Raw genomic sequence first — 15950 nt, forward strand, 5'->3', positions numbered from 1 at the left:
TTATTTATGTTTCGACGTAAATGCATTGCGCACAACTTATCTAGAGTGTACTCTGTGGTTAAATTAAATTGCGCGCAAGTTAATTGTGCTGTCACATTATTCATAAACGCTGGAGATAAATGATGAAGCCGTTATATAAAACAAGTGCAACAGCGAGTGCAGGACGAAATGGTAAGGTATCAACTGATGATGGGTTACTATCGCTTTCATTAAGTTACCCAAAAGAGATGGGAGGAACTGGCGAGGCGACGAATCCTGAGCAGCTATTTGCAGCTGGGTACAGTGCGTGTTTTTCAAATGCGATATTACATGTGGCTCGTGAAGCTAAATTGATATTAAAACAAGCCCCAGTAACCGCAAGTGTCGCTATAGGGGCAAGAGAGGAGGGAGGGTTTGCTTTAACTGTTGCGTTATCTGTATCACTGGATCTGCCTCAAGAGCAAGCTGTTAACTTGGTGACACTGGCCCACCAAATATGCCCGTATTCTAACGCCGTTAGAAACAATATAGATGTTGCATTAACAGTGAATGGTCAAGCCATTTAATATCATAAATAGGGATTGTTAAATGCGCAATGAGATAACCATGAATACCCTATTGTTGACGAGTGGCAGAGTGTTATTGGCACTCTACTTCTTACTGCCAGGTATTATGAAGTTTGTTAGTTGGGATATGCATATAGCCTTAATGGAAAAGCATCATATGTTGATGGTCCCGGTTTTACTTGCCACTGCTGGGGTATTCCAAATTGGTGCAGCTATAGCACTTATTTTAAATCGATATACCTATATTGTCTCTTTGTTACTTGCAGTGTTAGTACTCACTATTAATTTTAATTTGCATGATTTCTGGAACTATACAGGTGTCGAAGGGGCACACGAAATGCAAAACTTTGTGAAAAACCTAGGCATTTTAGCTGGGTTGCTTGTGTTAGCAGGACACGCAAGAATGGAGTTAGATAGAAAGGGATAAATATCTGAGTTTATTTACGCTAAAACAAAAACCACAATTAAGTGGTTTTTTTGTTTGTTAAATCTAAAACAAACGTGCATTTTTAGCTAAATTGGTCTTGAAGATATGCATGAACGAAGGGGGTTGTTCGATATTAATTGGCACTTTTAGTTTGCGTGCTACATCATTGGCTGCGATCAAGCCTCTGATATGATGCTGCTGATGATCGATAACTAAAATATGATGTAAACCATTTTCTTGTAGCGAGCGAACCACATCACTCACTGTAGCAGACGTAAGCTGCTCATAGTCCAATGACATTAACTCCTCTCTCGGGATCATCATATCGGTGACCAATAACTCATCTAAGTTGCTATTAAATTTGTTGGTCATTTTAAGCATTTTACTATTTGACAGCTGATGCTTAGTGATCACTCCTAGAAACTTATTCTTTTTGTCGACGACTAGACGCATAAAGGAATGGGTTTTCTCCATTATCTCTAAGGTTTTCACGGCGCCGGTATTCGAATCTACCACCATAGGTTGGGAGTGATCAAAATCAGTGAATATAGATAAGGCGGGAGAGTTTAGTTGAGTGATCTCACTATTGGTTGACCAAAGCAGATGATCAACCGAGGCTGTGCTGAAAAGTGCTAAATTTCTCATTCATGGGTTTCCTTAAACTGTGAAGGTTAGGTATAGATCGGTCGTGGGATCTATCACTTCTGTGGCGATATTGATGGTTAAGTTGATGGCTAAATGGATAGTCATGGAAATCAACAGTTAGGCGAAAGGGCCATCAAGTACTGAGCTACAGGAGTTGCTTGAACGACTATCAAGTTAGTTTATATAAAGCAAGCGAGTCAATCACATTAATGACAATTAATTTATGTATAAGTAATTGATGCAGTTGTTGTTTATTTGTAACTAATGGCCTTTCTTAGTAAAATTTAGGCATAAAAAAAGCCCCGATACTTTCATATCGGGGCTTTCTTAGTAATTGGTGGAGGCGGCGGGGCTCTGGCTTCTGTCTTATGGTATTGTTTTGATTGACATTTAACATTCCCACTCTCTTTTGGTGTTACTTTAGGTGTTACATTTGTTCGATGGCGCAAACACTATTTGTGTAACCAACCCAAATTATTTTCCTAAATGAGGAAGTAGTGCTCTGGGATGTATATTTTATTTCGTTTTAAAACGTCAAATAAAGTATTTTGGTTGAAAAGTGAATGAGTCTAAAATATAAGTAAGTATTTCGATCATCCCATCTCGCTCTAGGGAGATTCTATCTTGAAATATTCTAATAAATTCATGACAAGTAAAGATCTTGAGCAGAGTATGCTGTCAATTGGTGAACTTTGGGTTGATCTTTCAGTAATTGTTCATCCAGAGTAACGCCCATGCGGCGTAGATAATAATGCAGCAAAGCCTTACGAGTAGTGATTGTTAGCTTACGATAATCCATCGCATAGTCTTCTGCAACGACACATTGTTGTTTATCCGAAAGGTTAGGGTTAGGTATAATATTTACCGAAACTTGATTGTTCCAGTTATCATCATGTTCCCGCGTATTGGGGGATCTATCCATTAAGTCAGGTTCGTTTCTGAAGCGACTAAGCACGAAGTCGCGGAAAGCTGTTTTTTCTTCACAATAGGCCCTCACATGCCATCTAATACCGTCATAGACGAGACTATGAGGGGCGATTATTCGTCCTCGGATTTCAGGTGTAGAGAGCGAAACGTAATCGATATCTATGCGAAGGTTTGCTCTTGCTGCAGCAATTAACCCGCGAACGATTTTCGAAGAAACGACCCTGTCAGGAACATTTAATACTGTTGACTGGGCTTCTCCCCAACTGAAGAATTCGAATGTTTCTTCGTGGTTGTACTGCTGATGAAGCATTGTCAGGTATTCATGAGCAGTGCCTTCAGTAAAGAAAGGTTTAAAATCATCAGCTGGTCTATAGCCTTTAATAGTCCTATCTAGTACTAACTGTTCTCGATCAGTAAGGCTTAGGTATTTGTTGATATCCCTTGAAGCCTGTTGGCGTCCTATACGAAAAGCATCGCATAGGTGGTTTGTCGTAAGGCGTCCTTCCCACTGAGCGATGATTTCGATTAGTCGAAATCTCACTTGCTGATCCCACTTGATATCTTTCTGATTCATAGCTGATGCTCAAAAATGTTACATGTTTATGTATACAGTATATACATGTATACACAAAGTACATATATTAACGGTGGAAATTGACCAATCATTTTTCGAATATGGAAGTATAGATGAGACATAGTTATCAATAGCTTTACGGATAGCAACCCGATTTAGCTTCCATTAGACCCTAATTATTCTGGTAAGATTTCAACCAGGAAAATAATATAAATAGAGAAAAAACAATGATGTATGCTGGATTGAAAAGAGTCGTCACAATAAACTCATACCAGAAAAAAAAGATGTTTTCAGAGTATGATTTCGATTCAGCTACTCAGTTAACAGGTGATAACGGCGCTGGTAAAACATCATTACTGAGGCTTATTCCTTTCTTCTATGGTGCCACAGGGACTCAGATTGTTAGGAAGTCTAACGTTAATAAGCCATTCGCTGAGTGGTATTTACCCAATAACAACAGCTACCTTGTTTTTGAGTTTACAACCGCACGTGGTCAAACTGCTCATGTAATCTGTTGCCGCAACCTAAGCACGAAAGGCGGTATTATGTACCAGTTCGTCAAAGGTGAGTTTGACCAATCCGTGATAATCAAACAAGACCACGAAGAAAAGCCATACGCCATTGCCTGTACCAAATTGGCTGCTGAACTGACAGGTAAAGGTTTCGATTACGAATCTCGTATCACTAGTGTTAAAGAGTACCGCGAAATCATCCAAAACATTAATGCTGGTACTCGAAACAACAAATTCCTTAGTTACTCTCTGTGTTCTGGCCGTAATGACGTTCGCCACATCGAAAAAATCACCGCTGCATTGATTCAGGGGGAGTTTAACATGGTCGACACTAAGGCGCTTTTCCTTGATATTCTTGAGCAAGGTAATAGCAATCTTGAATTCGGTGTTGATGCTAATAAGATTGAACAATGGTGTGATGATTACAGCGGTCTAACAGCTTTCCTTGGCAAAAAAGATGCCTTTACAGAGGCTATTGCCAACAATAAACAGATTGCCTATCTAACTAGCCGACTAGCCAATGCTTTGTGGGTTATTCGTGAAGCATCTGACGAGCTTGCTGAGTCACTTTCAAAAGCGCATCGTGAGCGAGCAGAATACATCGAGACTAGTAACAAACAGATTGAAGACGTCAACACCCAAAAACTCGACAAAGAGATCAGCCACAACTCACTTCAAAACGGCATCCGTAGCCTTGATTCTGAAATTGAAGCACACCACCTAGTGCTGTTGAAATATGAAGATAACGATTACCCAGAGCTATCCATCAAACTTAAACAGCTTCCTGATATGGAAGACAAGTTAGCTTATCAAAGAGATAGTTACGTAGAGCTTGAAGTTAAGGTGATTGACGCAAAAGACAAGCGCGATCGTGATTTTCAAAACCTTGAAAGCAAGTTCAATAATGAAAAGTCCAAGCTCACAGATCTAAAGCTAAAAGCCCAACAAGAGACCAAAGCGAAACAGGCTAAAGTAGATGAGACTTTTCAGCAGCAGTTAAACGAACTGACTAAGCAGCACAACAGCTTCACCAAAGATAAAGTTACTGTGCTCACAGAGTGTAAGGCTAAACTGGCCACTCAAGAACAGCGCCTGAAGAACCCTGATATTGATGAGCTTCTTATCGAGCAGCGCGAGCGGCTTGAATCAGAAAAAGACAAACTTCAAGACCAAGCCAATGAATTCAATAGAGCTGTCAACTTGGCTGAAAAAGAAGACGGTAAACTACATAAAAAACGTGAAAATCTGCTTTCTGATTTAGAGATAGCCTGTAACAATAAGCGTAATGCTGAAGAAAAATTGAAGCTGGTTAACGCTCGACTTGACCCTGAGTCCGGGACACTGTTTTCGTTCCTTGAGAACCACAAGGAGGGGTGGCAAAGCTCTCCACTCGGTAGCATTCTCACAGAAAACCTTTTGATGGATACCACACTTGCGCCATCGATGACCGAAGATTCTGGCAGCTTGTTTGATTTGAGCATCGACACGAGCAATTTACCTGACTGCACGGTGACTAACCAATCGGATGTCGAGGAGCAAGCCAATTTAATGGACTTTATCGATACGCTTGAGGACTCTGAGGCAGATCTGAACAAGCAGATCAAGAAAAACGATGGCGCCATTAAAGACTCAAAGATTGAATTATCACGAATTCGCAGTGAACTTCGAAACACAGATAACGACTTAGCTCAAACTAAGAGCAACCTTGATAATAAAAAAATTGAGATTGCCCGAGCTAAGGAGACTCTGATTGAGCAAGTTAGCTCAAGCATTAAATCGATCCGCCTAAGTATCTCTTTAATTAAAAAAGAGATATTAGAGTCAGAGGAGCGCTTTGAAGAAGCTAGAACGAAGCTGAATGATGATAGGCTTACTCAGAACGGCAATATCGAAACCGCGCTCGCAATCAGTATCGATACCATCGACAAAACGATAAAAAAGAACCATCAGGTGCTAGGTGAGAACAAAGAACGCATCAACATGGAGTACGAACAGCGTCTAAGCGAACAAGGTATTTCCTGTGAAATCTACCAGCGCTACAAGGAAGAGATTGAGCAGCTTGACGACGAGATCAAGAACCTAAAAGCGAAGTCTCAGATAATTAATGCATATGAGACTTGGTTGTCTATCTATGAAATTGACGATCCGAAGCGTCGCCAATCGCGCAACGACAAGCAAAAAGAGCTTGAATCGGTTAATCATGAAATCAAGTCATTTGAAACCAAGCTAAGAGAGCTACGAAGCGAAGATCACCGTATCAGGCAACAGTTCAAAGAAACCACCGATACATTGGAGAAGCGTAAGAGTCGTGCTGATAGTGCCATCTATCGCCTATCCAATTACGAAGCGTTTGAGAGCCAAGAAGAAATTGAAGAGGGCTTTAGTTATAGCGGAGACTTAAACTCACTGCTTAATGAGGTTGAGAGCAAGCTACCTGAACTAGAGAAGCTATCGAAGAAGCGCAAGAAAGACATTCAGCTGATGGAGGCCATCACGCTTAGCCTTGGTGACGGGGAACTTTACCGTTTCTGGAATGAAACCAGTCGAAACACCATTAGTGAAGATATTGTTGCTAGCGACTCTAAGCGCATAGACATCCTTGAGAAAATAATGAATGACATCATCCCACAGGTGATGAGAATAACAATTGATAGTGCCGTCAACATGGGTCGCATGTTAGTAGACTTCAAGGACCGACTACTTAGCTTTGACCGCGACATTAAGAAACTCGGTCGAAATGTTTCTGAAAAAGTAAAGGCAAACAACACTTTCTCGGTGGTAGGTTCTATTGATATCAACGTTGAGAGTTCGCTCTCCAAGCTACAAGGCTGGCAAGACATCATTAACTTCTCTGAGATTTACGAAGACTGGGACCGAACAGGGGCTGCTGAACTGCCGACTAAAGAGTTCTACAACGCCCTAGATACACTGACTTACCATATCAGTGCCGACAAGCTGAAGAAGCCAACCGAGCTCTTTGACATCAAATTCGAAGTGATTGAAAACAACCAGCGTAAGATCGCTAAAACAGATAAAGATATGCGCGACTTGGCCAGTAACGGCACCAACTTGCTTATCCAATCCATGTTGTATCTTGCACTACTCACGCAGCAACGCGGGGCAAGCCTGCTGTCAATCACTTACCCAACCGATGAGATTGGTAAGTTGACCGCGGAGAACCAAGCGAAGCTACTCAAGATGATGGATGCTCACAACTTCAAGGTTGTAGCCGCTCAACCTGATGGCAACAACCGTACAGCCAACCTGTTTAAGAATCTGTACCACATAACGCCTGACAAGAACATTTTCAACAAACCTAAGGTAAGCAAGCTTGCCTTAGCAAAAGTAGCTGAAGCGACCGTAGGAGAAGAAGCATGAAGCGAGTATCACAAGTCTTAGAGTCTTTACTGAGTGGTAGTTTCATCTGTCCAGCGACCGATCGCGAAGCCTACAAGACCATTAAAGACGACCGTACGCGCCGTGAAATCAATCAAGCCTTGACCCTTATGGGGCGAGAGCTTCAATGCACGAGCCGAACCAGCGCCTATTATGTTACTCACAAGGCAATCGACGACCACAATCGCCGTCAGGTAACAACTTTGATGAGTAACGTACACGGTATCATTAGACCTGTAGTTAAGTTCATTGCAACAGTCAGTGAAGCGGCTCAAGTGGAAACTGTGATGATCGGTGGTGATGAGTTAAACGTACCTGTGCTTGCTGTGCAAATCCAATCATCACCAAGCTTAATGGAGAAGCTCGATAGCATTTACCGACTCCCAAAAGTTAGCCGCAAGAAGGTTCGTGAGACAGCCAGCGAAAAACTTGATGTAGTAGTCGAATTTTTGGTTAAAGAGGGGATTGCGCATCTAGTAAATAAAGAACGCCAACTTTATGTGATGACAGGCAAATTAGACTTTGTGTACGAGCTGCTCGACTTCATCGATACGCATGAGAAGATTGTTGAGACCGTCAATAAAGCGAACGAGGAACAAGGGGAGTTCGACTTGTGATTAGTTCTCAAAGCAACGGCAAACATGGTGGCGTCGGCCATATGCTTCTATTAATAAGCCAAGCAAAGAACACCCTGACTCAGGTCTTTGAGAATGGCACGATCCGCGAAACTCATGAGAACGCCAACGACCTGCGCAAGCTAAAAGAAGCCCGTGTTGTTATCGTTACAAGCCGCGGCTACCGTGTTCACCCGAAGATGGAGGCGCTGATGAACTACTTCCTTGAGACAGAAGCAAGTTGGTTCCTTGGAACCCAGCACGCAGAGCGTATTCCAGAAATACAAGATCTAGTCCAAGAATACCTAGAAGCCAAACTTAATGGCAAAAGGGAGCAAGAAGCCGATCGGTTCAACAATCTTGAGGGTGTGGCCTATGAAATTACGTTGGACTTACAAGAATCCTGTCGACGTCTACGCAACCGTATCAGTTATGACTTTGGTTACGGCAATACACTTGTTCAGAAGCACAAAGAGAACCAAGTCGCTATAGAACAGGCTGAAAAGCTCGTTAGCGGCATGAAAGCTTTCTCGTTTAAGCTACTAAGCGACATGGCAGGGGACAACTCTGAGCTAAACACATTGTTCTGTGTTGAAATGCATCATGCTATTCGTAGCTGTCAGCAAGAGCTTGGTTCTATCCTAATCCAACTTCGCGCCCTCATGATGAGGTATCGTAACCGAGAGCGTGATAAAGACCTTATCAATGCTTTTGACCGATTCATAGACGAAGAGCCACACTGGACCCCAGATGAAGAAGTGATTTTGCCCGATGGAATGGCAAAGCATGGAGGCATACCTGAATTCTGGCTATCTGAACCGATTGAGTTTGCACATCATCCAAACCCTGATGACATGGACCAGGAGCCTGAGTTGGCCGACATTGTCGAGAAAATTACGGTACAACCAGTCGAGCAAGAAGATCAACCAGTTATAGTAGAAGCCGAACGTCGAGAGTTTACACTCGATGTTGAGATACAAGAGCTTATCGAAGCTGATATCGATTCCCACTGCGATACTTTTTTTACTAAAGCCTTTATGACTCAGGGGAAATCAAAGGTTTCTGCACTGGATTACTATGAGCATATCCATGATGAACGACCTGAAGATCTTGAGCCACTTACTTGCGCCAAAGATGTATGGTTGTTCAGCCTACTTAACTACCATAGTTCAATGCTCCCCCAAGATCGTAAAGACTTTGTTATTGAGCCTATTGGGACGCATACCTATTATGCTGAGGGCAGCAAAATAGGCTATGGTAACCTTCACCTAGAAGATGTATCTATATCGAGGAAATAGTGAGTAAGATTATTGAAAGTATTACGGGTGGAGATCTACCCCGACTAAAAAAAATCTTCGCTCCAGCCAAAATTCAACATGGGGCCTCCGTAGTTTTGTCGGGAATATTTAAGGTCTTTCACCAAGACTATGGTATGGGTAAAATTGCAGCTGGAAAATTGCAACTAACACCCAAAGATATACGCCAAGTCAGAAAGTTAATTAAAGAGCAGTCAGGATTTGATCTCTTAACTGATCCGATACCGAGTTCTCGAACAGAAATGGCTAAGTACTTCTCGAACGAGAAGTTAAGCAGCACTCCTGTCAAGGACAAGGTGATCAAAGTTTATGGAGTGTTGTCAACTAATATAAATGGTAAGAAATATGAACTAGAAGACGGTATGAACATAGAAATCCCGCTTAACAGTCTAAGGAGTATCGAGCACAGTCAAATTGTGATTATTGAGAACTATGAGGCATTTGCGAAATTTAGAGCCGTTCAATCAGATTTAGATTCTAACCCACTTGTTATATACCGTGGAGATAAAGAGGTAAGTGTTATCTCAAAAGAGATTGCGTTAAGCTTTCCAAATATTGAGCTTGTTGCATGGTTTGACACTGACCCTTCAGGCATATCTTTTGCCTTAGCATCCGTGGCAAGCATGATGCTTGTGCCTGATTTATCAAGTGAAGCACTTTCTAGACACGGTAGAACCCAGCTTTTTGATGACCAATATGAGCTTTGGGAGCGAGCATCAGATAAAATCCCACCAGAATTAAAATTGACTATGTCTGAAACAGGTAAGGGATTAACTCAAGAGTCCATAATTGGCAATAGTATTCCGCTGGTTTTACACCGTCTCAAATAGAGTACAATGTTTGTCAAACCAGAGTTAATCAGTTTTACTCTAAGCGTGTAAAGTCGATAACTCTGAAGTGACTAGGTGTAGGTTGGTAGATTGTATGTAAGCTCCAACTCTTCCATCCCACAACAGACCAGGTATTGATATGTCTCTTGGTCATTGCACTTAACCACCAATCCAGTGCGACCACGGCTTAACAAAACTCGACAGCTTGTTTTAAACCTCGGTTATATATTTATGCTGTTATGGAAAATAGTTATGGCATCATCATACTCATTAAATTTGATCGGTGTATCTTTTCTATGCGACCATTTAATGGTTTCGATTAATAAACTTATATTTTCTTTTAGTAACTCTATGTCTGAATCTTTATTGGATATGATGTTCTCTAGCGATTTGTTCTTATCGTTTTCCATTTTTGATTTGTTTGTTAATACATCTAGCCTTTGTTTGTCTCTAATTATTTTTAGTGTTGTTTCATTCTGTTTTTTTTCAGATTTCAATTTGTATATATAATCTGCTTGTTGGGAAATTGAACCCTCAATCATCATTTCAATTACTTTGTTTTTTTGTTTGTCTTGATATTTGCAAATATCTTCTAGGTTATGCATATGCTTAGGGGTAATAGTGACATTAAGCATTTTTCTTGCCCCTTGTTTCTTACGATAAAGGCGAGCCTTATAAGATTTGTACATTTTTTCCGCAAGTCTTTTGTAAAAAAAAGTTCCTTCGCTACTTGAACCTGTCTGCTTATATTGCAGGTAAACTTGCTCTTTTATGTCAAAAAGAGTCGGGTTTTCGCCAAGTATCATCACTGTACATTTTGATAAGTACCTCTTAATCCAAGTTAACTCAGCAGGCGTTTCAGAGCTTAAAAAGCTGAAGAGCCTGTAAATATCTCCCCTAGTTAATACTACTACCGTCATCATTATCCTCCTGCTTGGCTTACTATTTTCACTTCATTAACTTTAGGTGGTAAGTCGATGCCTGAATTCAACTAGTAGATAAACTAGTTGAGTTTTGCATCAGTTTCAACGAGTATCAATGGGGTTATGGCAATAAACTGTGCTATCTATGCTTTTTTGGTATTTCAGTTTTCAACTAGTTACAGGTGGGCGTGTATGAAGTTACTGAAAAGCATGACTGGAGCATCGCCCGAAACTAGGATGATCTTATTGCTATGGATAGCCATGAGGCGAGAGCTTTACGTGGCCTTGCCTTCGGAATATGCCAAGTATCTTGGTGTGAGTAAAAGAAGCCTAATGAAGGCCATTGAATATTTGCTATCAGAAGGATACATAGAAGAAGTGCCAGGCCTAGCAAAGGGGACGGGCAAAAAGGGAGGAAGTGGGTATGATATTTCTTCTACATCATCACAGTGGTTCGAGGAATCAAGAGCTGAGATATCCTTAAAGGATTATTTTGATAGCGCTTTATATTTGAATATGAATGGGGGTAGTAAAAAGTTAACCTTAGAGTCCCATGTTTTACTTTTAGTACTAATATTTTTATCCGATCAATTTTCAAGAATTTACAATGTTGATTATGAGTATGTTAGTCAATTAACAGGGCTTGAGGTTAAAGTTATAAAGGACAATATATCTACCCTTGTTAATGAAGGCTTTTTGCTTCCGTTAGTCGTCGATTTTAAACCAAAAGGACGTTTTTCGGTTGTTGAGCCCATATACAAACTAATTACACCTCCATGTTTCAATAGTAGATTTAATTTTGAACCTTCATTATTAGGTTGTGACTATGAAAGTAGTTATTTTTACTTTGATGTAATGCTAAGGGACTTGTCAGTTATTTATGATTGTTTAACAAAAGAAGGGGGAGTATCTGTTTTATCGGAAAGTAACTGTGAATATATTTCTAGAAAAATAATGAACATTAATGATCAACATCGTCATATTGATTTTGTAGGTTTCTTGCATTGTAGCTCTAAAATTGGGCATATAATTTTCAATGAAAAAAAACTTAAAGAACACATGTTTATTTGCCAGGATATTTGTATAGAAAAGCATGTTTCACTAGAACTGACTGATGAGGAATTGACTGATAATATCGTATCATTTCTTAAGAGCATATTTCCTTATGATGGAAGCAGTGACTTTAAACCAGATATGCTTAGAAATATGGTCAGTATTTATAGCGTTTATGAAAATAAGCTTGAATTTATCAAACAATGTAAAGACGTTAATGGTTTATCAAACATGGGGCTTTTTTATCACTTGTGGGCAGACTCAATGTTGCCATTTATCAAGAGCCTTTCGTCTCAATTAAAAGTGCTGTCTGAATCAAAGTCCTTGAAGATGGAGGCAATAAGACTGTTACCAAAGTCCAATGCAACGATTACTCAAAGGCCCGTTATCGAGAGTGATGCAGTAGTGATGGGAAATGCTATAGATGAAAAAGGAACAGTGCATCAATTAGTTGTTAAAGATGCTGTTGAGTTTTTTTACAGCAACATAGGTTCAAGTAAAAGTGAGTATTGTGTATTGTGGAAGGATGTTTATGAAAATAACTCCAGAGTATTTATTGGTGAACAGGAGTACGAGATTGCTATTAAATATAACTCACAAATATTTTATTGCCGGGATCGCTTAGTCTAGTGTCAGTCGGTGTTTTTCGGTAATAGTATTATATAGTTAGTTTTTTAACCAGTAACTGTTGCGACTAATTATCATGTAAAATATTACATTGATGCATAACTCTATGTAACTATTCATAGAGGTATCAATCATGTTTCAATTCGAGTCATATCATCAATTAAACACACCATCTCAATATCAGCATATCGACAGTTACTTATCCACTTTTGAGAGGGTACTTCAACAACAGTTTGCATGTAATAATCGCGTAACCTGTATAAGGTTAGATTTAAGGCTTCCTAATAATATCCACTATGAAGACCCAAAAGTAATCTCACGTTTCATCGATGCATTTAAGGAGAGGCTTAGTGCTTGGAGGAACCACCGTATTAAGTTGGGTAAACATCCTCATCCACTTAGATTCGGGTATGTATGGGTTAGGGAGCGCAAAAAATCCCATAATTGGCATTATCATCTAGTATTATTTTTCAATAAAGATACATTTGCTCACCTAGGAACTTTCGACCTTAATCGAGATAATATGTATTCACGTATTGTAGGGGCCTGGTCTAGCGCATTAGGCATGCTTGACATAGAAGTTAAGGCATCAGTTCATATCCCTCAGAATGCTGTTAGCTACCTAGATTTAAACTCAGCAGAGTTTTATGACCAGTTAAATCGCTTTTGGCAGCAGTATACCTATTTGGCAAAAGTGGCTACCAAAGATATAAATGACGGTAACCGTAACATTGGTTATAGCCGAATAGTGTTCAATTAAACAAAAAAGAAAGGAGGACGTTAAAGGTCCTCCGATAACAAAAACAACAAGAGCTCATATCTCTAGGTTAATAAAGTCGTTATCAACATCCTCTTGCTCAATCCCTATGTACCTTAATGTCACGCCTTCAGAACCATGCCTGAGCATCTTCATTACTCTACCAATGTCTTTGGTCTTTTGATAAAGATGATAACCTCTTGTTTTGCGCATGGAGTGTGTGCCTAAGGCTACCTTTAGTTCTTCACCAACGATACGAAAGGCTTTGGTCACTGCGCGTCTTGTTAGTGGTTTAGCCTTAGAGTATTTGGCCTGGGGATTTCGATAAGATTGAAATAGGTAGATATGGTCGGGATGGTTTACTTGAATATCCTGAATAGCTTTTATCACTTTTGCATTCAACTTGATATTGGCTAGCTTGCCAGTTTTAGTTTCTTGGATAACCAATCTATCTTGCTGAAGGTCGCTAAACTTGATGGATAGCAGATCAGAAATACGTAAAGCGAGGTTTAACCCTATGTTCCAAATATCTGCCATCTGCTTACTATATCGAACCTCAAGTAGGTGGCTAATGAGATTTATAGTGTCTAACTTCTTGATTGCTTGGACTTCTACCATGATAGATTCCTTTTTTGATGTATATCGTTTAATTGGGCCCCTAAGAGGCTCAGGGATAGCGGACCCCGCATGTAGCCTAGGTTTGCAGGTTCCCGTTTTGGTAAAACGGGAACCTAACGCATTGACTGCAGTACTAATCTAATTGGATGTAAACGGTATAAGCGCCCATCTCTTGATAAGCGATAAAATTTTCGCTAAACATCGAGACCAACTCTCGAGATTCTAGTTCACCAATCCAACCACTGAACAAGCTATACACTTGCTTGGAGTTAAAGCAGATATCAATGTCCTTAACTAGCTCTGGATAGGGATGGCCGTGATAAGCAAAATCGGTGACGTACACGAGTCGCCAAAGATCTTGCTGTTTCTCTAATCTCACCTCTACCGGATGATAGCCGCCGTTTTCGGCGCTGTAGTCGGGATCGCGAAAGTTCAGCATGATCGCATTAGCCTCTTTGGTCGCGAGGCTTTGAAGTTGTTGTTCAAGCAATTGATAGAATGCGCGAGACATTTTGGGTACTTGAGCTTTGTCGAGTTGAATAGACATGAGTTATTCCTTAAAGAATTAGATAGTAAGGGGCTGCCACCAGCACAAGGCTTGGTGATATTGAAGCGGTTACGGATGTCGTTAAAGGGCTAGCAGTGTTGAATGTTTCCGCTAAAGTTAGCGTGCGATGACGAGTCTTGAGGGGGAGGGCCGTTGTCAGCGTAGCGTTGATTGCCTTAATGTTTAGCTGTGGTTGGATAGATCGCAATATAGAGATATCCGTGACTACCGAGTGTATCGGCCTCACAGGTAAAGCCAGCGTGCTGTAAGGTTATGCTGCGTTGCTGACGCGCATCGAGGTGACCCAGTGATACTTGGTTCTCAAGTTGCTTAATGATCTCTGAGAAGGCGTCGTTGAGTAGCTGACCTTGCTCTGGGGGAAAGCTGCCGACAAAGCCTGAGCGATCCCACAGGAAGTCTAAGCGACTGCCTTGCAGAATAAGCCGCGCACCAAATCGCGGCGTAATATTACGCTGTAAACCCCATTGATAGGGCATAGATGATTGAATCGTTGTCATGCTGAAACTCCTTTGAATATTTGCTTGAGTTGATGTGTTGCTGGTGGATGCAAGGTAACGCTATAGAACAACAGATAAGTGCTGATGGCAGCTATTTACTTAGAGTCATGCACTTAGGTATGTGCGCTCCAATTGGGTTGCTGATTACTGCCATGGTTGTAATAGACACCGTTGATAGTGCGCTGCCAAACATCGGTAGGTTGACCGTGCTCATTGCAGGTACAGTGATAGCGGCAAAAACCAATCTCTTTTGGTAAATGCTCAACCAGATCCCTTGGAGAGACAAACAACAATGTCTTATGCAAGGTGGGGCTGGGTTTGATGATGGGTTGACCTGTTGTCTCACCTCTCTCATTAAGCGGTCTTGCAGATCAATTCAACCATTAATCTTCTACGCAAGTCTGGAAATGCGGCGCAGGCTTCTGCCACACAGGCTTGAGAAAAACTGTCAGTAAATTCAATCATGGTGTACTCCTTATTGGTTTGGCAATCAGTTGATATTTGTCAGTGGTGAGTACGCCGCGCTATAGCAAGCCACGTTCAGCAAATGACACTGGTGTTTTACCTACCACGATATGATCGAGTACTCGTACATCTATCAGCGCCAATGCATCCGTTAAACGTTTGGTGATCAATTTATCAGCTTGAGAGGGCTCTGCTTCACCGGATGGATGGTTGTGGGCAAAGATCACCGCAGCAGCATTAACGGCTAATACGGCTTTAACCACTTCTCTTGGGTACACATTTGCAGCGTCTATCGTGCCGTAAAACAGCTCATTGAACTCAATGAGCTGATGCTGGTTATCAAGCATCATTACAGCGAAGACTTCCCGCTCATATCCACCTAGCTTGTAGGTTAGAAATTGCTTTGTTGCTTCAGGATTACAAAATGCGTCTTTATTGACATACCTCTCAGCAATGATATTTGCTGCGCTTGCCAATATTTCATCTGTGTTTGGTGGACAATGCTTTAATTGACTATTTGTTTGCATGACTTGGTTCCTTAAAGTGTTTTGTAGGTTTATTCACTGTATTGATATAGGTCTAAGAACTTTTCTAGATGCTGGCTATGTAGCAGGAAGGTTTTGTATTTGCAGGTTTTGAAGGGCGGGAATAAAGAG

Annotated in this window: 16 protein-coding genes; 9 read left to right on the top strand and 7 right to left on the bottom strand. The window is 40.9% G+C overall.

Annotation, left to right across the window (positions count from 1 at the left end; genetic code table 11):
* Positions 1–122 precede the first annotated feature (122 nt).
* Positions 123–545 (top strand): organic hydroperoxide resistance protein, encoded by a 423-nt coding sequence (locus HWQ47_RS08375; protein ID WP_269971697.1) that lies wholly within the window; start codon positions 123–125, stop codon positions 543–545.
* A gap of 40 nt (positions 546–585) precedes the next feature.
* On the top strand, positions 586–972 hold the full coding sequence (locus HWQ47_RS08380; RefSeq protein ID WP_269971698.1) for a DoxX family protein: 387 nt from the start codon (positions 586–588) through the stop codon (positions 970–972).
* Positions 973–1035: 63 nt separating this feature from the next.
* On the opposite strand, the gene HWQ47_RS08385 is transcribed toward HWQ47_RS08380, so the two are convergent.
* Both HWQ47_RS08385 and HWQ47_RS08390 read right to left on the bottom strand, forming a co-directional pair.
* Positions 1036–1617 (bottom strand): CBS domain-containing protein, encoded by a 582-nt coding sequence (locus HWQ47_RS08385; protein WP_269970702.1) that lies wholly within the window; start codon positions 1615–1617, stop codon positions 1036–1038.
* A 643-nt stretch (positions 1618–2260) separates the two neighbouring features.
* The gene (locus HWQ47_RS08390; protein ID WP_269970703.1) at positions 2261–3118 is read right to left on the bottom strand and encodes a WYL domain-containing protein; all 858 of its coding nucleotides are present in this window, start codon (positions 3116–3118) and stop codon (positions 2261–2263) included.
* Between the two features lie 230 nt (positions 3119–3348).
* Between HWQ47_RS08390 and HWQ47_RS08395 the strand changes: the two genes are divergently transcribed.
* The 4 genes from HWQ47_RS08395 to HWQ47_RS08410 are packed head-to-tail and all read left to right on the top strand — an operon-like array spanning position 3349 to position 9786.
* Positions 3349–7008, top strand: a complete 3660-nt coding sequence (locus HWQ47_RS08395) for an ATP-binding protein (protein ID WP_269971699.1) — start codon at positions 3349–3351, stop codon at positions 7006–7008.
* Positions 7005–7643 carry a hypothetical protein gene (locus tag HWQ47_RS08400; protein ID WP_269970704.1) on the top strand — a complete coding sequence of 213 codons (639 nt, stop codon included), beginning with the start codon at positions 7005–7007 and terminating at the stop codon, positions 7641–7643. Before HWQ47_RS08395 ends, HWQ47_RS08400 begins: the two co-directional genes overlap by 4 nt.
* Complete coding sequence (locus HWQ47_RS08405; protein WP_269970705.1) at positions 7640–8938, top strand: hypothetical protein; 1299 nt, start codon at positions 7640–7642, stop codon at positions 8936–8938. Before HWQ47_RS08400 ends, HWQ47_RS08405 begins: the two co-directional genes overlap by 4 nt.
* Positions 8938–9786 (top strand): DUF7281 domain-containing protein, encoded by an 849-nt coding sequence (locus tag HWQ47_RS08410; RefSeq protein WP_269970706.1) that lies wholly within the window; start codon positions 8938–8940, stop codon positions 9784–9786. The genes HWQ47_RS08405 and HWQ47_RS08410 overlap by 1 nt, the downstream gene beginning before the upstream one ends.
* 221 nt (positions 9787–10007) lie before the next feature.
* Here the strand turns inward: HWQ47_RS08410 and HWQ47_RS08415 are convergent, their stop codons facing one another.
* Positions 10008–10709 carry a hypothetical protein gene (locus HWQ47_RS08415; RefSeq protein WP_269970707.1) on the bottom strand — a complete coding sequence of 234 codons (702 nt, stop codon included), beginning with the start codon at positions 10707–10709 and terminating at the stop codon, positions 10008–10010.
* 192 nt (positions 10710–10901) lie between these two features.
* Here HWQ47_RS08415 and HWQ47_RS08420 point away from each other — a divergent pair, with 192 nt between their 5' ends.
* Positions 10902–12392, top strand: a complete 1491-nt coding sequence (locus tag HWQ47_RS08420; protein ID WP_269970708.1) for a hypothetical protein — start codon at positions 10902–10904, stop codon at positions 12390–12392.
* Positions 12393–12522: 130 nt separating this feature from the next.
* Positions 12523–13149 (top strand): inovirus Gp2 family protein, encoded by a 627-nt coding sequence (locus HWQ47_RS08425; protein WP_269970709.1) that lies wholly within the window; start codon positions 12523–12525, stop codon positions 13147–13149.
* A gap of 54 nt (positions 13150–13203) precedes the next feature.
* Here the strand turns inward: HWQ47_RS08425 and HWQ47_RS08430 are convergent, their stop codons facing one another.
* The 3 genes from HWQ47_RS08430 to HWQ47_RS08440 form a co-directional block, all read right to left on the bottom strand.
* The gene (locus HWQ47_RS08430) at positions 13204–13764 is read right to left on the bottom strand and encodes a tyrosine-type recombinase/integrase (RefSeq protein WP_269970710.1); all 561 of its coding nucleotides are present in this window, start codon (positions 13762–13764) and stop codon (positions 13204–13206) included.
* 133 nt (positions 13765–13897) lie between these two features.
* Complete coding sequence (locus HWQ47_RS08435; RefSeq protein ID WP_269970711.1) at positions 13898–14311, bottom strand: DUF2787 domain-containing protein; 414 nt, start codon at positions 14309–14311, stop codon at positions 13898–13900.
* 176 nt (positions 14312–14487) lie between these two features.
* Entirely contained in the window at positions 14488–14829 is a 342-nt protein-coding gene (locus HWQ47_RS08440) for a type IV toxin-antitoxin system YeeU family antitoxin (RefSeq protein ID WP_269970712.1), read from the bottom strand.
* A 47-nt stretch (positions 14830–14876) separates the two neighbouring features.
* On the opposite strand from HWQ47_RS08440, the gene HWQ47_RS08445 reads away from it, so the two are divergent.
* On the top strand, positions 14877–15086 hold the full coding sequence (locus tag HWQ47_RS08445) for a hypothetical protein (protein WP_269970713.1): 210 nt from the start codon (positions 14877–14879) through the stop codon (positions 15084–15086).
* A 267-nt stretch (positions 15087–15353) separates the two neighbouring features.
* Here HWQ47_RS08445 and radC read toward each other — a convergent pair whose 3' ends face one another.
* Positions 15354–15821: a RadC family protein gene (gene radC, locus HWQ47_RS08450; protein ID WP_269970714.1), complete on the bottom strand. Its 468-nt coding sequence runs from the start codon at positions 15819–15821 to the stop codon at positions 15354–15356.
* Positions 15822–15950: the final 129 nt, after the last annotated feature.

The organism is Shewanella sp. MTB7, from assembly GCF_027571385.1.
GTDB lineage: Bacteria > Pseudomonadota > Gammaproteobacteria > Enterobacterales > Shewanellaceae > Shewanella.